Below are 21,238 nucleotides of genomic sequence, written 5' to 3' on the forward strand. Positions count from 1 at the left end.
CCTCGCACCAGGAGCCGCCGATGCCGTTCCGTCCCCGCACAGCGGTCAGCGGTGCGATCCTCGCGACCGCCGCCGTGCTGCTGTGCCCCGCCGCGGCCGCGGCCCGGCCGGCCGCCGCACCGGCGCCGCCGGGCTGGTCCGCCGCGCCCGCGCCCGGTGACGGCGCCACACCGAGCGCCCAGGACCGCCCCTACTTCTACCTGGAGGGCACGCCGGGCACCGTCATGAACGACCGGCTGTCCCTGCGCAACCCCACAGGCCGGGCCGTCACCGTACGGCTGCGCGGCTCCGGCGCATGGATCGCGTTCGCCGCCAAGGAGGTCACGGTCCCGCCGCGCACCCGGGCGACGGTCCCGTTCACGGTGACCGTGCCGCGCGACGCGGCCCCCGGCGACCACCCCGCCACGCTCGTCGCGACCGCGACCGCGGCCGGCCCGGGGCGCGGCCCGGTCGGGCGGGACACCGTACCGGTGCATCTGCGGGTGTCCGGGCCGGTGTTGGCCGCGCTGACCGTCGAGAACGTGTCGGTACGCGGCCGGGGCGATGCGGCGGTCATCCGGTACACGCTGGTCAACCGCGGCAACACGGTGCTGACCCCGCGGCTCGGGGTGCGCGCCGACGGGCTCTTCGGCCCGGTGCTGCGGCGGGGCATCCGCACCCTGCCGGGCCGGCTGTCCCCCGGACAGAGCGCCGAGCTGACGGAGCCCTGGGCCGATCCGCCCGGTCTGGACGCGGTGGAGGTGCGGCTCACGGTGACGGCGGACGGCGGTGCACACGGGTCCGCCACCACCTCGTACACCGCGCTGCCCCGGGGCGTCGTCGCCGGGCCGGCGTTCCTCCTGGTGGCGGGCGCGGGCGGCCTGGTGATCGTCCGTCGGCGACGCCGCTCCCGGGGGCCGGGCGGCGTACGGGGCGGCGGGCCCGTGCGGAGCGCGGACGGCGGCAAGCGGCCGTCCGAGAGACAAGCGGCGGACCCGGCAGCGGAATTGGCCAGTACCGGATCAGGAGCGCGATCGTGAACGGCGGGACGGGCACGGGCAGGTCGATGGCCAGCGGCACGGTCCGCGCGCTCCGGGCGGCGCGCACCGCGGGGCGTGCCGTACCACGGAGGCGACGGCGGGCCGCGGCCGTGCTCGTGCTGTGCCTGGCCCTCGCGCCCGCCCTGCTGCCCGCCGCGGCCGCGCACGCCGCCCCGGACGTCACCGCCGCCTCCGCCCCGTACGCCACCGCCGCCGACGGCACCCCCACCGTCCGGCTCTCCGCCAAGGAGGCGGGCAAGGGCGGCACCGTGACCGTGACCGGCCGCGGCTGGCGGCCCAAGGCGCTGCTCACGCTGCTGATCTGCGGACAGAACATGATCGGTGGCACCAACTCCTGCGCCAACGGGGACGGGCGGGCCGTCACCACCGATGAGCACGGCGCGTTCCGCCGGAAGCTCCCGGTCGCCGAGCCGCCCAAGCCCTGCCCCTGTGTGGTGCATGTGGCGACCGTGACCGGTGCGGCGGCCGACGCGGAGGCGGCGTTCAAGGTGGCGGGCCACCCGGTGGCGCCGCTGCCCAAGGAGCGCACCGGCGGCCGGCTGGCGGTCCTCGCCCAGCCGCGGCTGGCGGGCAGCAGCGGCCTGCTGACCTGGTTCGGCGCCCCGGCGCAGCGCGAGTTGCGGGTCACGGTCGGCAACCTCGGCTCGGAGCCGGCCAAGGACCCGGTCTTCCAGGTCGGCACCTCCCACGGGGTCTTCGCGCCCGAGTGGGCGGAGCAGCAGTGGCGGGGGACCGTCCCCGCCGGGAAGAAGGCCGAGGTCAGACTGCCGGTCGAGCTGCCGGCCGGCGCACACGGGGACTATCTGGTCTCCCTCAAATACGGCGGCAAGGTCCTGGTCGAGCAGCCATGGGGGGTCGGCAGGCCATGGGGCGTGACGCTCTTCTGGGTGCTGCTCTGCCTCGTGGTCCCGACGGCGGTGTTCCGCATCGGGATGGCTCTCGTGGACCGGGTCCGCCCGCACGGGCCGGGCCGGGGGCTCTCCGAGGGACGGACGCACCCGGCCGCACGCGGCCACGCCGCGGGCCGGCGGTCCGGCGCGGCCGGCACCGGACAACGCATCAGGAACCGAACCCCGCGTGCGCGCGGCACGGCCGGCCCCGGTACACCGGGCGACGGTGCCGCGCTGCCGTGGTTCACCCCGGACACCGCACCGTCCACCACCACATCAACCGAACGACCGACGTCGAAAGGTTCTGCGTGATGAGGCAACGGAGGAGAGCTGCGGTGGCCTCGACGGCCGCGCTGGTGCTCGCGGGTGCGGGCATCATGACCGCGGCCGGGACGGCCCAGGCAGCGGAGGTGTCGTACAAGACGGAGTGTCTGCCGCCGCCGATATCCGGGCTGCCGCCGATCCAGGGCACCACCAAGGTGGCGGTCAGCGCGCCGGGGACGGCGAAGGTCGGCGAGGAGGTCGAGGTGGTCTGGAAGACCCTTGAGGGGGCCTCCAAGAACCCCGACATCCTCGACCTGGGGGAGAACACCGTCCAGCCGACCGGGACGATCAAGGTCGCCGGGGCACAGACCGGCGACCTGGCGATGCAGGGGCCGCGGGAGAATCCGCCGATCCCCAAGGGCGGCGCGATGAAGCTGTCCGACATGAAGGGCAAGCTCAAGCTGACGAAGCCGGGGGAGGTCACCCTGACGCCCGGCTTCTACAACATCAACGTCAACCGGCCGATCTCGACGGACACCAAGTGCTCGCCCAAGGAGACGGTGCAGCCCGCGGTCACCATCAAGGTGACCGACGGCGGAGGCGGTTCCGGCGGCACCACGGGCGGGACCACGACGGGTACTACGGGCGGGACCACGACCGGGACCACCGGCGGTACCACGGCGGGCGGGACCACGAGCGGCACCACCGGCGGCTCCGCCGGTACGGCCTCCGGTGGCGGCACCGACGGCGGTACGACCTCCGGCTCCTCCGGCGGTACGGCCTCCGGCGGCTCTGGCGGTGACCCCGACGGCACCGCGTACAAGGGCAAGGAGGTCGAGGTCCCCTACGCCTGCAAGACGCCGATCGGGGACAAGAAGGCGACCTCGCCGGTGCAGATCAACGCCGTGAAGAAGGGCGGCAGTTACGACCTGACGGTGAAATTCGGCAAGTCCGTCATGGACAGCCCGGCGGACATCCCCAAGGACTCGGTCAAGCCGTCGATGGACGTCAAGGTCGGCGGTGCGGACAAGGGGTCGGTGAAGGTCGAGGGGCCGACCAACGCCGAGCCCATCAAGTCCGGCCAGCCGATCGAGATCCCCGACCTGAAGGGCACCTACAAGCCGGGGGCCACCGGCAAGGCCACGCTGACCCCGGGCGTGCTCACCGTCAACGCCCTCGGGACGACCACCACCTGCACCCCGGAGAAGGACCCCGGGGTCTCGCTCGCCCTGGACACCTCGGCGCAGCAGGGCGGTACGTCCGGCACGGGCGGTGACTCCGGCGGCGCGGCGGCCTCCGGCGGCAGCGCGGCGGGACCGGCCAGTGTCTCGGGCGGCAGCGGCGGCGGCCTCGCCGAGACCGGGGCGGGCGACCACGGCGCGCTGACGGCGCTCGGCCTCGTCGCCGGCACCGTCATCCTGCTGGGCGGCGCGGTGTTCACGTTCTCGCCGCGGCGCCGGGCGCGGGTCCGCTGACGCGGCAGGTCCGCGGGACGCACGAAGGGGGCGTCGCACCGGCGGTGCGACGCCCCCTTCCGTGATCCGGGGCCGGCAGGCGTCAGTTGACGCCGCCCATCAGCTTCTTGATCCGCTTGCGGGAGATCCAGATGCCGAGGCCGGCGACGACCGCGAAGGCGGCCTCGACGGCGACCGCGCTCCCGGTGTTCAGGTCGACGTTCAGCTGCGGCGATGTCAGCAGGCCTGCCACGGAGTCACCCGCGGTGACCGCGAGGAACCAGACACCCATCATCTGGGAGTTGTACTTGGCGGGCGCCATCTTCGTGGTGACCGACAGGCCGACCGGGGAGAGGCACAGCTCACTGACCGTCTGGATGAAGTAGATCGCCACCAGCCACATCGGGCTGACCTTGCCGCCGTTGGCGGCGGTGTCGATCAGCGGGATGAGGAAGACCGCGAACGAGATGCCGATCAGCGCGAGGCTGGAGGCGAACTTGACGGCGGTGCTGGGCTCCTTGTCCCGCTTGTTCAGCCACAGCCAGGCCGAGGCGACCACCGGGGCGAGCGCCATGATGAAGATCGGGTTCAGCGACTGGTACCAGGACGTCGGGAAGTCGAAGCCCAGCAGGTTGTTCGTCGTGGAGTGCTCGCCGAAGATCGACAGGGTCGAGCCGTTCTGGTCGTAGATCATCCAGAAGACGGCGGCGACCACGAAGAACCAGATGTAGCCCGAGAGCTTGGACTGCTCCAGCTCCGTGAGTTCCTTGTCGCGCTTCATGCGGACCAGGACCGCGATCGGGATGACCAGACCGGCGATGGTGATCGGCATCAGCGCCCAGTCGGCGAAGTTACCCGTCACACCGAGCAGGGTGTAGAACACGGCCGCGACGATCAGCCAGATCAGGCCCTTGCGCAGCGCGGACGACTTCTCCTGCGGCGTCGCCGGCTGGGCAACGACGCTGCTCTCCGGGCTCAGATGGCGGGTGCCGAGCATGAACTGGGCGAGGCCGAGGGCCATGCCGACGGCGGCGAGCGTGAACCCGAGGTGCCAGTTGACGCTCTCGCCGACGGTGCCGATGCTCAGCGGGGCCAGGAAGGCACCGATGTTGATGCCGATGTAGAAGAGCGTGAAGCCACCGTCACGGCGCGGGTCCTCCGGGCCGTTGTAGAGGTGGCCGACCATCGTGGAGATGTTCGCCTTCAGCAGGCCGGAGCCGAGCGCGACCAGTACGAGACCGGCGAAGAAGCTCGCCGCGGTGGGCAGGGCCAGCGTGATGTGGCCCGCGATGACGACGGAGGCGCCGATGGCGACCGTCTTGCGCGGTCCCCAGAAGCGGTCCGCCATCCAGCCGCCCGGCATGGCGAGCAGATAGACCATCGCCATGTACACGGAGTAGATCGCCGTCGCCGTGGTGGCCTGCATGTTCATGCCGCCGGGCGCGATCAGGTACAGCGGGAGTAGCGCCTTCATGCCGTAGAAGCTGTAGCGCTCCCACATCTCGGTCATGAAGAGAGTGGCCAGGCCACGCGGGTGGCCGAAGAAGGTTTTGCCGCCGTCCGCAGGGTTCCCCTGCTGGGCCGCGTCCTTCGTCAGGCTGGACGCCATGGATGCTTCCTTGCTGCTACGGGACGCGTTCACAGGCCGATACGCGCCCGGGTGGGGGTGACCGGCTCCGGCGTATTCCCGCCCACCCCCACGTCCGGGAGGTCCGGTACCCACGAGGGGCCCGCAAGGACGGTCGTACCCCGGATTCCGCGCCCCGTCGTGCAAGCGCGCCGGTCCCGGTCGGCAGGTCGATCACTGTGCATCCGGGCTGTTGGTACCGGCCCGGCACACAACGAGGGACCGATGACGTCAGTTGAGCGTCAAAGGCCCCGAAGGCTGTGCGATGTACGTCGAACCACCATACGGCTGGTTCCGCCGCCGATGAGCTGCGTGAGACAACGGTCACACCGTAACGGGGAACCATGCGCGCCCCTTGGGGGACCGCGCGCCCTCGCGCGCGCCCGAGGCTTCCGCAGCTCAGGGCGGTATCGGTGCAGGAACGGTCCGTCGTCGGCCATCCGCGCTGGTCCGCCCCTCGGCGCCGATACATCGGACTACCATCGGGCCATGACCCGTGTACTGCTCGCCGAGGATGACGCGTCCATCTCGGAGCCGCTCGCCCGCGCACTGCGCCGCGAGGGTTACGAAGTCGAGGTGCGCGAGGACGGCCCGACCGCGCTCGACGCCGGTCTCCAGGGGAACATCGACCTCGTCGTCCTGGACCTGGGACTGCCCGGGATGGACGGCCTGGAGGTCGCCCGCCGACTGCGCAACGAAGGCCACTCCTTCCCCATCCTGGTGCTGACCGCCCGCGCCGACGAGGTGGACACCGTGGTGGGCCTGGACGCCGGCGCCGACGACTATGTCACCAAGCCCTTCCGGCTCGCCGAACTCCTCGCCCGCGTACGGGCCCTGCTGCGCCGCGGCTCCACCGCCGAGCCCCAGCAGCCGCCGGCCACCCACGGCGTACGGATCGACGTCGAGTCGCACCGCGCCTGGATGGGGGAGGAGGAACTCCAGCTCACGGCGAAGGAGTTCGACCTGCTGCGGGTCCTGGTGCGCGACGCCGGCCGGGTCGTCACCCGCGATCAGCTGATGCGCGAGGTCTGGGACACCACCTGGTGGTCCTCCACCAAGACGCTCGACATGCACATCTCCTGGCTGCGCAAGAAGCTCGGCGACGACGCCGCCAACCCCCGCTACATCGCCACCGTCCGCGGTGTCGGCTTCCGATTCGAAAAAAGCTGAAAGAGCCAGGAGCCTGTGCGCCGCCGCCTGATCAACTCCACGCTCGCCGTGGTGCTCGTCGTGATCGCCGTCTTCGGCGTCTCGCTCGTCATCGTCGAGACCCGCACCATCCAGGCCGGTGCGCAGGAGAGCGTGGTCTCCGAGGCGGTCCGGCTCGTCGGGATAGTGGAGAGCCGGCTGGGCAGCGGCGAGAAGATCACCCCGGACATCCTCTCCGAGCAGATCACCCCCAAGCGGTACGCGCGGATCACGGTGCCCGGCAAGGAGCCGATCGAGATCGGGAAGCGGCCCTCGGGCGATGTCATCGAGTCCAAGGTGCGCGGTGACCGCGGCGAGTCCGTCACGGTCCAGGAGTCCCGCTCCATGGTCAGCGCGGAGATCGGCCGGACGCTGCTGGTCATTCTCGCCGTGGCGTTGCTGGCGATCATCGCGGCGGTGATCCTGGCCGTCCGCCAGGGCCGCCGGCTGACCGCGCCGCTCACCGATCTCGCGGAGACCGCCGAGCGGCTGGGCTCCGGTGACCCCCGCCCGCGCCACCGCCGCTACGGCGTCCAGGAGCTGGACCGGGTCGCCGATGTGCTGGACGCCAGCGCGGAGCGGATCGCACGGATGCTGACCGCCGAGCGGCGCCTCGCCGCGGACGCCTCCCACCAGCTGCGGACTCCGCTGACGGCGCTGTCCATGCGGCTGGAGGAGATCACCGTCACCGACGATCCGGACACCGTGAAGGAAGAGGCCACCATCGCCCTGGCGCAGGTGGAGCGGCTGACGGACGTCGTCCAGCGGCTGCTGACCAACTCACGGGACCCGCGCAGCGGCTCCGCGGTCGCCTTCGACCTGGACGAGGTGGTCAAGCAGCAGATCGAGGAGTGGCGGCCGGCCTACCGCAGCGCGGGACGGGCGATCGTGCGCTCCGGAAAGAAGAAGCTGCGGGCCGTCGGTACCCCCGGTGCCGTCGCCCAGGTGCTGGCCACCCTGATCGAGAACTCCCTGATGCACGGCGACGGGACGGTCGCGCTGCGCACCCGGGTCACCGGCAATCAGGCGGTCGTCGAGGTCACCGACGCCGGGCCCGGGGTGTCGGCGGACCTCGGCTCGCGGGTCTTCGAGCGGACCGTGTCCGGCCGTAATTCCACCGGTCTCGGGCTGGCCGTCGCACGCGATCTGGCGGAGGCGGACGGCGGGCGGCTGGAGCTGCTCCAGCAGCATCCACCGGTCTTCGCGCTGTTCCTGGCCCGGGAGGCGGAGCCCCCCGAGGGGTGAGCGGTGCGGCCGCAGTGCCCCGGGCTACTTCCGGGAGGCGCTGCGCGGGCGGCGGGAGCCGTCCGCGAGGAAGGACTCGGCCGTCTCTATGGCCTCCCGCGCGGGCAGCGTGCGGAAGACCCAGGTGCGGTAGGACCAGAAGCGGAAGAGCGTGGCGACGCCGATGCCGAGGAACTTGAAGATGTTGCTCTGCAGCGGGCTGTCCCAGTGGAAGCCGTAGGTCGCGACGTAGAGCAGGCCGTTCTCGATCACCAGGCCGAGCGCGCTGAACAGCAGGAAGAGCGTCAGCTCCTTGGTGCGGCCCCGCTTGTCGCGGTCGCGGTAGGTGAAGTAGCGGTAGCCGAGGTAGTTGGTGCCGGTCGCCACGACCGTCGCGATGATGCTGGCCCGGACGACGGGCACCTCGGTCAGCTGCCGTACGAGGTTGAACACCGCGAAGTTGACCACGACACCCGCGCCGCCGACCGCGCCGAACTTCACCACTTCACGAGTGAGCGCCTCCAGCCGGGACCGCAGTGCGCTCCGTTCACTCATGGTGATCGTTCAGCTCCCCGTTGTGGGCGGTGTCCGCGGGCCGTCAACCCTGGTCCGCTCCCTCATGCTAACCACGCCCCGATAGGGGCGCCTGCCACGTGGCGAGGCCGTGCGCAAGCCCTGGCGGCCGTACGGGTCAGCGGACGGTGACGCGGAAGTTGAGGCTCCGGGCGCCCGCTTCGTCGGCCGCGCCGGGGCCGCAGCGCCGGCAGCGCAGCAGCCGTAAGTCCGTACGGCCCGGGCGGACGGCCTCGAAGGAGAGGTGGCGGTCGGACCCGGCCGGCGGGCCTCCGGTGGCCACGCGCCCGCCGACCGCCTTGAGGACCGCCGGGTCGGGGCGGGGCTCGGCGATGATCCAGTGATAGCCGCCGGCGGGGCCGTCGGGGACCCGCACGCTGAAGCGGTCACCGGGGGAGACCGCGATCTCGGTGTCGTCCGCGTCATAGACCTCCGGCGCGGACAACTGGCTGAAAATCGAGTGCAGGGCGATCAGCAGCGCGGTGATCGCGACGACGATCACCAGCGTCCTGAGGCCCCTCGATATGCCGCTGTTCTCCATTCGGCCTCCCCTTTTGCCGGGCCCGCTCCGGGCACCGGTCCCGCACCCCGGCCCGTGCGCACGGGCCGGTGTCGATCTTCCGTCGACGATCTTCGAACGTGCGAACTCGGAGGATCATCCAAGCCGGTATCGGGGCAGTGAAGCCGTGCGGATACCCTGGGGGGCGTGACGTTCCCGGTAGTCGGCATGGTCGGCGGCGGTCAGCTCGCCCGTATGACCCACGAGGCGGGTATCCCCCTCGGCATCAAATTCAAGCTCCTCAGCGACACTCCGCAGGATTCCGCGGCTCAGGTGGTCGGTGATGTCGTCATCGGCGACTACCGCGACCTGGACACGCTGCGCGCCTTCGCCCGTGGCTGTGACGTGATCACCTTCGATCATGAGCACGTTCCCACCGAGCACTTGCGGGCACTGGAGGCCGACGGCATCCCCGTACGGCCCGGTCCCGACGCGCTGGTGCACGCCCAGGACAAGGGGGTGATGCGGGCGAAGCTGGACGCGATCGGCGTGCCCTGCCCACGGCACCGCATCGTCTCCGACCCCGAGGACGTGGAGCGCTTCGCGGCAGAGGGGGACGGTTTTCCCGTGATCCTCAAGACGGTCCGCGGCGGCTATGACGGCAAGGGGGTCTGGTTCGTGCGATCCTCCAAGGAGGCCGCCGAGCCGTTCCGTGCCGGGGTGCCCGTCCTTGCGGAAGAAAAGGTCGATTTCGCCCGCGAGCTGGCGGCCAACATCGTCCGCTCCCCGCACGGCCAGGCCGTCGCCTACCCGGTCGTGGAGTCCCTCCAGGTCGACGGCGTCTGCGACACCGTGATCGCGCCGGCGCCCGGCCTCGACTCCGAGCTGGCCGGCCAGGCCCAGGAGCTGGCGCTGCGCATCGCCCAGGAGCTGGGGGTCGTCGGTCATCTGGCCGTCGAGCTCTTCGAGACCTCCGACGGCCGGATCCTCGTCAACGAGCTCGCCATGCGGCCGCACAATTCCGGTCACTGGACCCAGGACGGCGCGATCACCTCGCAGTTCGCCAACCACGTCCGTGCCGTGCTCGACCTCCCGCTCGGCGATCCGCGCCCGCGCGCCCGCTGGACGGTGATGGCCAATGTCCTCGGCGGCGACTACCCCGACATGTATTACGCGTACCTCCATTGCATGGCGCGGGACCCGCAGTTGAAGATCCATATGTACGGCAAGGACGTGAAGCCCGGCCGTAAGGTCGGACACGTCAACACCTACGGCGACGACCTGGCCGACGTGCGCGAGCGCGCCGCTCATGCCGCCGGTTATCTGCGAGGAACGATCACCGAATGACGTCCAGCCCTCCCCCAGCTACCGCTGGGAGGCGCCCCCAGCCCGAACTCCGCCCCTCCGACGCGTCCCCCGTGGTCGGCATCGTCATGGGCTCCGACTCCGACTGGCCCGTCATGGAGGCCGCCGCCCAGGCCCTCGCCGAGTTCGAGATCCCCTACGAGGTCGATGTCGTCTCCGCGCACCGCATGCCGCGCGAGATGATCGCGTACGGCGAGGACGCGGCGGAGCGCGGCCTGAAGGCGATCATCGCGGGCGCCGGGGGCGCGGCCCACCTCCCCGGGATGCTCGCCTCGGTCACCCCGCTGCCGGTCATCGGCGTCCCCGTCCCCCTGAAGTACCTCGACGGGATGGACTCCCTCCTCTCCATCGTGCAGATGCCCGCCGGAGTGCCGGTCGCCACCGTCTCGGTCGGTGGGGCCCGTAACGCCGGACTGCTGGCCGCCCGGATCCTCGCCACCCAGGACGCCGAACTCATGGGCCGGATGCGGGAGTTCCAGCAGGAGCTGAACGACCAGGCCACCGAGAAGGGCAAGCGGCTGCGCAACAAGGTCGCCACCCCGAACGGCTTCGGCTTCGGCGGCGCCAAGTGAGCTCCTCCCAGGGGGCGGCGCAGGACCTGCTCGCCCGCTGGCCCGTCGTCGACGGTCACAACGACCTGCCCTGGGCGCTGCGCGAGCAGGTCCGCTACGACCTCGACCGGCGCGATATCGCCGCCGACCAGTCCGCGCACCTCCACACCGATCTGCCGCGACTGCGGGCCGGCGGCGTCGGCGCGCAGTTCTGGTCGGTGTACGTGCGCGCCGACTACGCGGGCGACAAGGCCGTCAGCGCCACCCTTGAACAGATCGATGTGGTCCGGGAGATGGTCGCCCGCTACCCCGGCGAGCTGCGTCTGGCACTCACCGCCGACGACATGGAGACGGCCCGTGCGGAGGGCCGCATCGCGTCCCTGATGGGCGCCGAGGGCGGCCACTCCATCAACAACTCGCTGGCCACCCTGCGCGCGCTGCACCAGCTGGGCGTGCGCTACATGACGCTCACCCACAACGACACCATCGACTGGGCGGACTCCGCGACCGACGAGCCGCGCCACCATGGCCTGTCGGCCTTCGGCGAGGAGGTCGTCCGTGAGATGAACCGCTGCGGGATGCTGGTCGACCTCTCCCATGTCTCGGCCGACACCATGCGGGACGCGCTGCGCGTCAGCACCGCGCCGGTGATCTTCTCGCACTCCTCCGCCCGTGCCGTCTGCGACCATCCGCGCAACATCCCCGACGACGTGCTGGAGCGGCTGTCCGCCAACGGCGGGGTCGCGATGGCCACCTTCGTGCCGAAGTTCGTGCTGCCCGCGGCCGTCGAGTGGACCCTGCGCGCCGACGAGAACATGCGCGCCCACGGGCTGCACCACCTCGACACCACCGAGGCGGGCATGACGGTCCAGCGGGCCTTCGAGGCGGCCAATCCGCGCCCGAAGGCCACCGCGGCCACCGTCGCGGACCACCTCGACCACATGCGCGAGGTCGCCGGCGTCGACCACATCGGTATCGGCGGTGACTTCGACGGCACCGCCTTCACGCCTGACGGCCTGGCCGACGTCGCGGGCTACCCGAACCTGATCGCCGAACTCCTGGACCGCAAGTGGTCCGAGGCGGACCTGGCGAAGCTGACGTGGCGCAACGCGGTGCGCGCTTTGCGCGCGGCGGAGGATGTGGCCCGTTCCGAGCGGGCGCGGCGGGGGCCGTCCCACGTGACGCTTGGGTGACCCCCCACGTTTTCGGCTGACCCGCCGTGGTGGTTTCTCGCCGTTGCGGGTCCGCTGCGCTTGGCTGGCCTTCCCGCGTTTTCGGCTGTCCCGCCGTTGCGCCTGGCGGCGGGCGGGTCCGCTGCGCGGGGCTTGGGCTCGGGTGATGCTTGCGGGTGCCTCGCCGTTGCGCCTGCGGCGGGCTGGGTGGTTGTCGGGTGCGGTGACGGGCCTCCGGGGCCTGGTGTGTGGACTGCTTCGCTTTACGTCCACACACCAGGCCCCTCCGGCCCGTCCCCTCCCGTTGGGGGAGTAGTGACGGTGGGTGGGGGCGGGCGTCCGTAGGCGGTATTTCACTCCTGCTTCGCGAGGAGCAGTGGACCACCGGCGACCACTCCCACCAAGGTTTATTCATCCCCCTCACGGGAGGGGACGGGCCGGAGCGGGTGGGTGTCCGGACGTAAAGCGAAGCAGTCCGGACACCCACCCGCGGAGGTCCGTCACCGCACCCCGACAGCCCCGCGCAGCGGACCCCGCCCGCCGCAGGCGCCACGGCGGGAAAGCCGAAAACGTGGGGCCGAAGGCAAAGCGCAGCGGACCGGCCCGCCGCCAGGCGCAACGGCGAGCAACACCCACGGCGGGACGGCCGACAACGCGGGCCGAAGGCAAAGCGCAGCGCACGGCGGGAAAGCCGAAAACGTGGGGTTACTTAAGGCAAAGACAAAAAGGGTGCCCCGCCGGATCCAGATACACCCGCCACTCGCGAAGCTTCTCGTCGCTCTGGACGAGCTTCGCCCCCAGGGCGAGAACCTTGCGTTCCGCCTCGTCGATGTCCGCGCGCGCCACGTCGAAGTCGAGATGCAGTTGCTGCGGCACGTCCTGGCCCGGCCACTGCGGCGGGCGGTAGTCCGCGACCTGCTGGAAGGCGAGGATGCGGCCGGTCGGGCCGGCGACCTCGATCCAGTCGTCGTCGCCTCCCGTCACCTGCCAGTCGAGCATCTCGGCGTAGAAGTTGGCGAGTGCCCGGTGGTCGGGACAGTCCAGTGCGATGACGCCGAACTTGATCGCGCTCATGGCGTTACCTCCTCATTGCTCCAACCGGTAACCTCGTTACTGCATGATGCCAGGTATCGGTAACATCGCAAGGGTGGCATCCCGAACGGCTCCGGATTCCCTGCGGCTGGTGCAGGACCTGGTGAACACCCTCGATATCGAGACCGGCGAGGACGCGCTGACCGACGACGGCGGCCTCGGCGCCTTTCTGCATGACCACGGGGTGCCCGCCGGACATGGTGAGGAGACGGCGCTCGGGGAATTGCAGGAGCTGCGGGAGGCGCTCCGGGAGGTCTGTCTGGCGCACACCGCCGGTACCGCCGTACCCGAGTCGGCCGCCGGGACGCTGGACCGGCTGCTCGCCGCCGCGCCGCTCGTCCTGGCCGTACGGCCCGACGGCGGCGCCGCACTGCGCCCGGCCGCCGGGCTCGGCGGTGCCGCGTACCTCACCGCCCTGGTCGCCGCGGGCATCGCGACCGCGGTCGCCGACCGCACCTGGACCCGGCTCAAGGCCTGTGAGGCCCATGACTGCCGCTGGGTCTTCTACGACAAGAGCCCGGCCGGCCGCAGCCGCTGGTGCACCATGGCGGTCTGCGGCAGCCGGGCGAAGATGCGGACTTACCGCGCCCGACGCGCGGAGTCCGAGTAGGGGGCAGGCAGTTACGCCTGGGGGCGGCCCAGTGCGCGGTACGTCCAGCCGGCCTTGCGCCACAGGGCCGGGTCCAGGGCGTTGCGGCCGTCCAGGATGCGGCGCTCGGCGACCACCTCGCCCAGGGCCGCCGGGTCCAGCTCACGGAACTCGCGCCACTCCGTCAGATGCAGCACCACATCCGCGCCGCGCACCGCCTCCAGCGCGGTGTCCGCGTACGCCAGCGTCGGGAAGAGCCGCCGGGCGTTCTCCATGCCCTTCGGGTCGTACACCGTCACCTGGCCGCCCTGGAGGTGGATCTGGCCGGCGACATTGAGCGCGGGGGAGTCACGGACATCGTCCGAGTCCGGCTTGAAGGTCGCGCCCAGGACGGCGACCCGCTTGCCGAGGAAGCCGCCGCCGACCGCGTCCCGGGTCAGCTCGACCATGTGGCCGCGGCGGCGCATGTTGATCGAGTCGATCTCGCGGAGGAACGTCAGGGCCTGGTCGGCCCCGAGTTCACCGGCGCGTGCCATGAAGGCCCGCAGGTCCTTGGGGAGGCAGCCGCCGCCGAAGCCGATACCGGCCCGGAGGAACTTCTTGCCGATCCGGTCGTCGTGCCCGATGGCCTCGGCCAGCTTCACCACATCGCCGTCGGCCGCCTCGCAGACCTCCGCCATCGCGTTGATGAAGGAGATCTTGGTCGCCAGGAAGGAGTTGGCGGAGGTCTTCACCAGCTCGGACGTCGGGTAGTCCATGACGATGAACGGCGAGCCCTCGGCGATCGGCGTGGCATACACCTCGCGCAGCAGCTCCTCGGCGCTCCCCCAGCTACCGCTGGGAGGTGCCCCCACGCCCGCCACTCCGGCGACGATCCGGTCGGGGTGCAGGGTGTCCTTGACGGCGAAGCCCTCGCGCAGGAACTCCGGGTTCCAGGCCAGCTCGGCGGCCTCGCCCGCGGGGGCGGCCGCGGCCAGCCGCCGGGCGAGCCGTGCCGCGCTGCCCACCGGCACCGTCGACTTGCCGACCACCAGCGTGGGCCGGGTCAGATGCGGCGCCAGCGCGTCGAAGGCGCTCTCCACGTACGACATGTCGCAGGCGTACTCACCGTGCTTCTGCGGGGTGTTCACACAGACGAAGTGCACATCGCCGAACGCCCCGGCCTCCTCGTAGGAGGTGGTGAAGCGCAGCCGGCCGCTCGCCCCCTCGATCCCGGCGACATGGCGGCGCAGAAGCTCCTCCAGACCGGGCTCGTACATCGGGACCTCGCCCCGCTGCAGCATCTCGATCTTCTCGGGGACCACGTCGAGCCCCAGCACCTCGAAGCCCAGCTCGGCCATGGCCGCGGCGTGGGTGGCGCCGAGGTAGCCGGTGCCGATCACGGTGATCTTGAGGGGCATGGACGCTCCAGACGCATACTGAGGAAAACGGCGCTGACCGAGCATAGTCGGGCAGGGAACGGCCCACTCCGGCCCCGCAGGCGGTGCTTGTGTAACTGTCGGCAACCTCACGTATCCGCAGCCGGGATCGGCGCCTAGAATCCGGAGACGTATCGGGTTACTTAACGGTAGTTAGCACTGGCATTCAGCTCACAGGGGAGTGAGAAACCTTGGCGGGAACCGCTGATTTCGATCTGTACCGGCCGTCCGAGGAGCACGACATGCTCCGCGAGTCGGTGCGTTCGCTCGCCGAGGCGAAGATCGCGCCATTCGCCGCCGCGGTGGACGAGGAGGCCCGCTTCCCGCAGGAGGCGCTCGACGCGCTGGTCGCCAACGACCTGCACGCCGTCCACGTACCGGAGGCCTACGGCGGTGCCGGCGCCGACGCGCTGGCGACCGTCATCGTCATCGAGGAGGTCGCCCGTGTCTGTGCGTCGTCCTCCCTCATCCCGGCGGTCAACAAGCTCGGCTCGCTGCCGGTGATCCTCTCCGGCTCCGAGGAGCTGAAGGCGAAGTACCTGGGCCCGCTGGCCAAGGGCGACGCGATGTTCTCGTACTGCCTGAGCGAGCCGGACGCCGGTTCGGACGCGGCCGGTATGAAGACCAAGGCCGTCCGCGACGGCGACCACTACATCCTCAACGGCGTCAAGCGCTGGATCACCAACGCCGGCGTCAGCGAGTACTACACGGTGATGGCCGTCACCGACCCCGAGAAGCGCTCCAAGGGCATCTCGGCGTTCGTCGTCGAGAAGGGTGACGAGGGGGTCTCGTTCGGCGCCCCGGAGAAGAAGCTCGGCATCAAGGGCTCCCCGACCCGCGAGGTCTACCTCGACAACGTCCGGATCCCCGCCGACCGCATGATCGGCGCGGAGGGCACCGGCTTCGCCACCGCCATGAAGACCCTGGACCACACCCGCATCACCATCGCGGCCCAGGCGCTCGGCATCGCCCAGGGCGCCCTGGACTACGCCAAGGGCTACGTCCAGGAGCGCAAGCAGTTCGGCAAGCCGATCGGTGACTTCCAGGGCGTCCAGTTCATGCTCGCCGACATGGCCATGAAGGTGGAGGCGGCCCGTCAGCTCACCTACGCCGCGGCCGCCCGCTCCGAGCGGATATCGGCCGGCGGCAAGGGCGAGGACCTGACCTTCTTCGGCGCCGCGGCCAAGTGCTACGCCTCCGACGCGGCCATGGAGATCACCACGGACGCCGTCCAGCTGCTCGGCGGCTACGGCTACACCCGTGACTACCCGGTCGAGCGGATGATGCGGGACGCCAAGATCACCCAGATCTACGAGGGCACCAACCAGGTCCAGCGGATCGTGATGGCGCGCAACCTGCCGCAGTAAGCCCGTAAGGACGGCAGAGGGCCCCGGACCGCAGCGGCGGTCCGGGGCCCTTCGTGTCCGCGGTCAGTTGCCGCTGACCGTGACCTTCTCGTCGTTGTTGAGCTGCTGCACCAGCTGACTGAGCTTGGCCTTGTCCCAGACCAGGTTGCCGCCGTTGCTGCCGGAGACCGGCATGTTCATGGACTTGCCCTCGCCGCCGGTGACGCCCTTCATCGCGAAGAACATCTCGCCCAGGCTCCACAGGCTCATGTCCTTGTCGACGATGAGCGTGTCCAGGCCGGCGCTCATCGTCGGGTAGAGCTTGAAGGGGTTGAGGACCGTGGCGGGGGTGGCGGTCTGGCTCGCCAGCGTCGCCAGGAACTTCTGCTGGTTCTTCGTACGGTCCAGGTCCTGCTGGGCGAAGGCGTGCCGGGTGCGGACGTAGGCGAGCGCCTGCTGGCCGTTGAGGGTCTGCTTGCCGGCCGGGAAGTCGGCGCCGGAGTCCCTGTCCTTGATCGCCTTGGGGAGGTCCATCTCGACCCCGCCGATGGCGTCCACGATGTTGGCGAAGCCCGCGAAGCCGATCTCGACGTAGTGGTCGATGTGCAGCTGGGTGTTGTACTCGACGGTGCGCACCAGCAGCTCGGGGCCGTCCTCGGCGTAGGCCGCGTTGAGCTTGGTGTGCCGCCCCGTCCCCTGGTACTTCTTGCCGGAGTCCGAGCCGACGAACGTGGGTATCTCCACGTCCGAGTCGCGCGGCAGGGATATCAGCGTCGGGCCGCTGCTGCCGTCGTGCAGGATCATCATCGAGTCGGTGCGCTTGCCCTCGGCGGAGCCGGTGTGCAGCTTGCGCTTCTGCTCGGCGGTCATGCCCTCGCGGCTGTCCGAGCCGACGATCAGGTAGTTCGTGCCGTCGCCGGTCTCCGGCCGGTCGATGACCTTGCTCAGGTCGACCTTGCGGCGGAGCTTGCCGTCGGCCCAGAAGTACGTGGCGACCGAGGTGACCGCCAGCACCGCGACCAGGGTGATGACCGTCCACTTGATGCGCTTGCCCCAGCGGGGGCGCGGCCGGCCGCCACGGCCGTCGCCGTAGCCGTCGTCGTATCCGCCACCGCCGCCGCGGCCACCGCCGTAGACCTGGCCGGTGTTGTACCCGTCGTATGCGTCGTCGTAGCCCTGGGACTGCTGCGGAGGCACGGCCGCGCCCCCGCGCGGGGACATCGACGGCGGCAGCGGAGGCTCATTCCGCTGATAGCCGGGGCCTGCGTCGCGCCGCACCTGGCGCATGGCGCGCGCACCCTCCGGCTCGGCACTGCCGCTGCCGTGTCCGTACCGGTTGCCGCTCTGGTCGCCGGACCACCCATTGGGCCACTCATTCATACGGGGAAGTGTGCATGCCGCGGAGGGGGTCGCCATAGGGCGGGTGCGGGATCGGGCCAGTGCTGTTGCAGAGCTGATGCAAAGCTACGGCGGCCTTCCGTGGCATACCGCAAAGGGACATGACCATTCCGACCTGCACGAATGGAAGCAACCATTCCGGATGGTTTCCGGCGGAGACGGTGAGACCTGGGTCACGGACCTGCGGAAACGGCGAGACCAGTCTCACGATCGGTGTGGAGTGGTGCCCTTCGGGCGCCGCATAGGCTGGCTGCATGACCGAACTCGTCACCGACAACCCCGAGGACGAGGTGGTGGGCAAGCCCACTTCCGTGTCCCGCATCACGCTCAGCCACATCATGACGGCCGGCGACACGAACCTCCTGGGAACGGTGCACGGCGGCGTGATCATGAAGCTCGTCGACGATGCGGCGGGTGCGGTGGCCGGGCGCCACTCCGGCGGACCGGCCGTCACCGCCTCCATGGACGAGATGGCCTTCCTCGAACCGGTCCGGATCGGCGACCTCGTGCATGTGCGCGCCCAGGTCAACTGGACCGGGCGCTCGTCGATGGAGGTCGGCGTACGGGTCCTGGCCGAGCGCTGGAACGAATCCAGCCCCGCCCAGCAGGTCGGCTCCGCCTACCTCGTCTTCGCCGCCGTCGACGAGCAGGGCAAGCCGCGCCGGGTGCCGCCGGTGCTCCCCGAGACCGAGCGCGACCAGCGCCGCTACCAGGAGGCGCAGATCCGCCGGACGCACCGCCTCGCCCGGCGGCGCGCGATCATGGAGCTGCGCGAACGGCGCGCCGCGGAAGGCCTCGACGACGCATAACGGCGACCCCGTGCTGCGCGGCCAGTGCCAGCGCCGTGCCGATGACGGTGCCGGCCGCCGCGCAGATCACATCGTCGACATCGGCGATCCGCCCGGCACGCATCAGCAGCTGCGCCGTCTCGATGACCAGGCACAGCCCCACGCCCAGCAGGAAGGTCGCGGCGGCCGACGCGCGTGGCACCGCGAACCGCAGCAGCAGCGGCGCGGGCACGAACAGCGCGGCATTGGCGATCTGCCGCCGCACCAGCATCTCCAGCTCCCCGGGCTCCAGCTGGGCGCCCAGGTCGAACAGCCCCTCACCGGGCCGCCACCACACCGTCGCGTCCCCGGAGCCGACCGGCTGGCTGGGCGCGAGCGTCGCCAGCAGGAGCAGCAGCAGCCAGCCGGCCAGCAGCAGCCGGGCCGTGGTGCGTGGTGCGCCGCTGTCGGGCACGAGCGCCGTCCACAGGGCGAGCGCCACCGCCGCCGCCAGCGCCAAGAACAGGAAGAGCGTCACCGTGGTGGGGGTGATGCCCAGCACAACCTGCCACACAGTGCGCCCCTTTCAGGACATCTCGTACATCGCAAACATCCTGGACATCAACTGCAGCTCCATTTGGTGACGTAGAACGTCTCCCCGCGCTCCATGACGCCCCGGATGCACTCATCAGCGAGCATCTCCACCCGGCCGCTCAGCCCGACGGCGCCGCCCTGTGTCCGCCGGGTGCCGAACCAGCCGGGGAAGGCGGTGATCCGGTCGTTCTTGCGCTGGTAACCGAGCCGCACGATGATCTCGTCGAGGCCGGCCGCCGACCCGTGCCGCCGGTAGGTCGCGGTGTACATCCCGTCGGCCCCCACGGGCCCCTGCAGACACAGCTGTCCGCGCACCAGCTCCCCGCAGCCGGTCGGTGCGGGGGGCGCCGGCGGCGCCGCGGCGGCGGTGGCCGCGACCAGGCCCAGCGCGGCGAGGGCCACCGTGACCCGTCGCGCCCGGCAGCGGGCGTCCGGCCGGCGCACGGGCGGCCCGGGCAGGGTGCGACGGGGCGCGGGGACACTCATGGGCACACTGCCTCGTCCCCGGTGATCGCCGTGATCCGGCCCGGCTTCTGCGGCGGCTCCTCGGCCCGTACCCGCTGCACCGCCGTATGGCCCTGGCCGACCGTCACCTGCAGCACCGGCCCCCGCCCGGCCACCGGCCGCAGCTCGGCGCCGGGCAGCGCGGCGGCCAGCGAGCGGGCCGAGCGGTCCCAGCGCGGGTCGTAGACGATCATCGTCCGGGGCACCTTGCCGAGGGCGGAGTTGCCGGGGACGCCGGTGGTGGCGAAGCCGGTGGCGTGCAGCTCCCGGGCCACCGTGGCGGCCAGCCCGGTCCGGTCGCTGCCGTTGTCGACCCGCACCCGGACCTGACCCGGCGGGATGTCCACCACCCTGGCCCGCGGCTCCTTCCGGTCCCGGGGCACCGTGATCGGCTGGTCCTCGCGGATCGCCCGGAAGAGCTTCGGCGCCTGCACCGGATCCCAGCGCACGGTCGAGCCCACGCCCGGCACCGGCTGGGCCACATCGCCCAGCGGCACGGACGTGAACTCCGAGGACGACGGGGTGAACCCGCGCATCGCCTGCCCGAGGTCGACCAGGTCGTTGGCCCCGAAGCCCGAATCGGCCCGTACGGACCGGAGCATCGTGTCGGCGACGTCCCTGAAGCGGATGGGGTTCATCAGCACTCCGGAGGAGGTGATCTTGTGGATGAGGGCGGCCAGGAAGCGCTGCTGGCGCTGCATCCGGCCGAGATCGGCGGAGCCGTCGAGATGCCGCGAGCGCACGTACTGCAGCGCCTGGCCGCCGTTGAGCCGCGATTTGCCGACCGGCAGATCCAGCCCCGTGAAGCGGTCGCGCAGCGGCCGTACGGTGCAGATCTCCACCCCGCCGACCGCGTCCACGCTGCGCATGAAGCTGGTGAAGTCGACCTCCAGGTAGTGGTCGATATGCACCCCCGTCATGTGCTCGACGGTCCGCACCGTGAGGCTGGGGCCGCCCTCGGCGTAGGCCGCGTTCAGCTTGATCGCGTGCTTGGCGCGCTGCCGGCCCGTGACGGCGTCCGTGTGCGCGGGGACCTCGGCGTAGGAGTCGCGGGGCAGGCTGATCACGCTGGCGCGGTCCCGGTCGGCGGAGAGGTGGACCAGCATGAGGGTGTCGGTGCAGTGACAGGGCGCACCGCCGAGGTGGTACTTCTGCTTCTCCGCCGCGGTGAGCCGGTCGCGCCCGTCCGTGCCGACGACCAGGAAGTTCAGCCCGTCTCCGCCCCCGGGCCGGTTGCTCATGCCCTTGAAGGCGTCCACCCGGCCGATGCCGCTCTCCACGCCGGTGACCACGGCGTGCCCGACGCCGCTCGCGGCCAGCACCAGCACCGACACGACCGCGCCGATCCGCAGCCCCCAGCGCGGGCCCGACGGGCGCCGGCGCACACGGGGCCGGGCGGCCCGGCGCCGGGCCGGACGGGGGGAGCGGAACGGCGCGGTCACGGGGGACACCTCCGCGGCTGGGCGGGCGGGAGCGGGGCCCGGCGGGGAGCGGGCGGAACGGCAAGAAGCAGACACATGCTGATCAATAAGCAGACACAAGAGGCAGACACATGCTGATCAATAAGACGAGGACACCGTAGGTCCATATGATCGGCCGCAAAGCACCACACGCCGGGCATCCGGCGCCCGGCCACCCGGCTGCGTCCGAGGGTGTCCCCCATTCGCGGTAACGTGAGGCGCG

General features: G+C 71.2%; 20 protein-coding genes. 11 read left to right on the forward strand and 9 right to left on the reverse strand.

Annotated features, from left to right (window positions below; genetic code table 11):
* Positions 1-20: 20 nt before the first annotated feature.
* Genes SLV14N_RS24655 through SLV14N_RS24665 form a run of 3 tightly spaced genes read left to right on the forward strand, consistent with a single transcriptional unit; the run spans position 21 to position 3,669 of the window.
* On the forward strand, positions 21-1,019 hold the full coding sequence (locus SLV14N_RS24655; protein ID WP_263271099.1) for a hypothetical protein: 999 nt from the start codon (positions 21-23) through the stop codon (positions 1,017-1,019).
* A complete protein-coding gene (locus tag SLV14N_RS24660; RefSeq protein ID WP_263271100.1) occupies positions 1,016-2,242 on the forward strand; it encodes a hypothetical protein in 1,227 nt (408 codons plus the stop codon). Before SLV14N_RS24655 ends, SLV14N_RS24660 begins: the two co-directional genes overlap by 4 nt.
* Entirely contained in the window at positions 2,242-3,669 is a 1,428-nt protein-coding gene (locus SLV14N_RS24665) for a hypothetical protein (RefSeq protein WP_263271101.1), read from the forward strand. Before SLV14N_RS24660 ends, SLV14N_RS24665 begins: the two co-directional genes overlap by 1 nt.
* An 82-nt stretch (positions 3,670-3,751) precedes the next feature.
* On the opposite strand, the gene SLV14N_RS24670 is transcribed toward SLV14N_RS24665, so the two are convergent.
* A complete protein-coding gene (locus tag SLV14N_RS24670; RefSeq protein ID WP_208683671.1) occupies positions 3,752-5,257 on the reverse strand; it encodes a peptide MFS transporter in 1,506 nt (501 codons plus the stop codon).
* 507 nt (positions 5,258-5,764) lie between these two features.
* On the opposite strand from SLV14N_RS24670, the gene SLV14N_RS24675 reads away from it, so the two are divergent.
* Both SLV14N_RS24675 and SLV14N_RS24680 read left to right on the forward strand, forming a co-directional pair.
* Positions 5,765-6,445, forward strand: a complete 681-nt coding sequence (locus SLV14N_RS24675; protein ID WP_033266590.1) for a response regulator transcription factor — start codon at positions 5,765-5,767, stop codon at positions 6,443-6,445.
* Between the two features lie 15 nt (positions 6,446-6,460).
* Complete coding sequence (locus SLV14N_RS24680) at positions 6,461-7,708, forward strand: ATP-binding protein (RefSeq protein WP_208683673.1); 1,248 nt, start codon at positions 6,461-6,463, stop codon at positions 7,706-7,708.
* A gap of 24 nt (positions 7,709-7,732) precedes the next feature.
* Here SLV14N_RS24680 and SLV14N_RS24685 read toward each other — a convergent pair whose 3' ends face one another.
* Positions 7,733-8,242, reverse strand: a complete 510-nt coding sequence (locus SLV14N_RS24685; RefSeq protein ID WP_208683675.1) for a GtrA family protein — start codon at positions 8,240-8,242, stop codon at positions 7,733-7,735.
* A gap of 136 nt (positions 8,243-8,378) precedes the next feature.
* The gene (locus SLV14N_RS24690; protein WP_263271102.1) at positions 8,379-8,801 is read right to left on the reverse strand and encodes a protease inhibitor I42 family protein; all 423 of its coding nucleotides are present in this window, start codon (positions 8,799-8,801) and stop codon (positions 8,379-8,381) included.
* Positions 8,802-8,966: 165 nt separating this feature from the next.
* Here SLV14N_RS24690 and SLV14N_RS24695 point away from each other — a divergent pair, with 165 nt between their 5' ends.
* The 3 genes from SLV14N_RS24695 to SLV14N_RS24705 all read left to right on the forward strand — a co-directional run bounded on the left by SLV14N_RS24695 (position 8,967) and on the right by SLV14N_RS24705 (position 11,868).
* Complete coding sequence (locus tag SLV14N_RS24695) at positions 8,967-10,106, forward strand: 5-(carboxyamino)imidazole ribonucleotide synthase (RefSeq protein ID WP_263271103.1); 1,140 nt, start codon at positions 8,967-8,969, stop codon at positions 10,104-10,106.
* An 86-nt stretch (positions 10,107-10,192) separates the two neighbouring features.
* Entirely contained in the window at positions 10,193-10,696 is a 504-nt protein-coding gene (purE, locus tag SLV14N_RS24700; RefSeq protein WP_263273262.1) for a 5-(carboxyamino)imidazole ribonucleotide mutase, read from the forward strand.
* On the forward strand, positions 10,693-11,868 hold the full coding sequence (locus tag SLV14N_RS24705) for a dipeptidase (RefSeq protein WP_208683677.1): 1,176 nt from the start codon (positions 10,693-10,695) through the stop codon (positions 11,866-11,868). Before purE ends, SLV14N_RS24705 begins: the two co-directional genes overlap by 4 nt.
* Positions 11,869-12,552: 684 nt before the next feature.
* Here the strand turns inward: SLV14N_RS24705 and SLV14N_RS24710 are convergent.
* Positions 12,553-12,921 carry a VOC family protein gene (locus SLV14N_RS24710; protein ID WP_263271104.1) on the reverse strand — a complete coding sequence of 123 codons (369 nt, stop codon included), beginning with the start codon at positions 12,919-12,921 and terminating at the stop codon, positions 12,553-12,555.
* Positions 12,922-12,994: 73 nt separating this feature from the next.
* On the opposite strand from SLV14N_RS24710, the gene SLV14N_RS24715 reads away from it, so the two are divergent.
* A complete protein-coding gene (locus SLV14N_RS24715) occupies positions 12,995-13,549 on the forward strand; it encodes a CGNR zinc finger domain-containing protein (protein ID WP_263271115.1) in 555 nt (184 codons plus the stop codon).
* Between the two features lie 11 nt (positions 13,550-13,560).
* Here SLV14N_RS24715 and SLV14N_RS24720 read toward each other — a convergent pair whose 3' ends face one another.
* Positions 13,561-14,928: a UDP-glucose/GDP-mannose dehydrogenase family protein gene (locus tag SLV14N_RS24720; RefSeq protein WP_208683684.1), complete on the reverse strand. Its 1,368-nt coding sequence runs from the start codon at positions 14,926-14,928 to the stop codon at positions 13,561-13,563.
* Between the two features lie 209 nt (positions 14,929-15,137).
* Here SLV14N_RS24720 and SLV14N_RS24725 point away from each other — a divergent pair, with 209 nt between their 5' ends.
* Positions 15,138-16,313: an acyl-CoA dehydrogenase family protein gene (locus SLV14N_RS24725; protein ID WP_018087089.1), complete on the forward strand. Its 1,176-nt coding sequence runs from the start codon at positions 15,138-15,140 to the stop codon at positions 16,311-16,313.
* Positions 16,314-16,376: 63 nt separating this feature from the next.
* Here SLV14N_RS24725 and SLV14N_RS24730 read toward each other — a convergent pair whose 3' ends face one another.
* Positions 16,377-17,672: an LCP family protein gene (locus SLV14N_RS24730; protein WP_263271117.1), complete on the reverse strand. Its 1,296-nt coding sequence runs from the start codon at positions 17,670-17,672 to the stop codon at positions 16,377-16,379.
* Positions 17,673-17,944: 272 nt separating this feature from the next.
* On the opposite strand from SLV14N_RS24730, the gene SLV14N_RS24735 reads away from it, so the two are divergent.
* Positions 17,945-18,499, forward strand: coding sequence for an acyl-CoA thioesterase (locus SLV14N_RS24735; RefSeq protein ID WP_018087087.1), 555 nt, complete (start codon positions 17,945-17,947; stop codon positions 18,497-18,499).
* Here the strand turns inward: SLV14N_RS24735 and SLV14N_RS24740 are convergent.
* From SLV14N_RS24740 to SLV14N_RS24750, 3 genes are read right to left on the reverse strand one after another with little or no spacing between them, the layout of a single operon-like run.
* Positions 18,450-19,031, reverse strand: a complete 582-nt coding sequence (locus tag SLV14N_RS24740; RefSeq protein WP_263271118.1) for a VanZ family protein — start codon at positions 19,029-19,031, stop codon at positions 18,450-18,452. The two genes, SLV14N_RS24735 and SLV14N_RS24740, sit on opposite strands and share 50 nt — an antisense overlap.
* A 47-nt stretch (positions 19,032-19,078) precedes the next feature.
* Complete coding sequence (locus tag SLV14N_RS24745) at positions 19,079-19,537, reverse strand: hypothetical protein (protein ID WP_208683690.1); 459 nt, start codon at positions 19,535-19,537, stop codon at positions 19,079-19,081.
* On the reverse strand, positions 19,534-20,997 hold the full coding sequence (locus SLV14N_RS24750) for an LCP family protein (RefSeq protein WP_263271119.1): 1,464 nt from the start codon (positions 20,995-20,997) through the stop codon (positions 19,534-19,536). Before SLV14N_RS24750 ends, SLV14N_RS24745 begins: the two co-directional genes overlap by 4 nt.
* Positions 20,998-21,238: the final 241 nt, after the last annotated feature.

The organism is Streptomyces sp. Je 1-4 4N24 (genome assembly GCF_026239515.1).
Taxonomy (GTDB): Bacteria; Actinomycetota; Actinomycetes; order Streptomycetales; family Streptomycetaceae; genus Streptomyces; species Streptomyces nigrescens.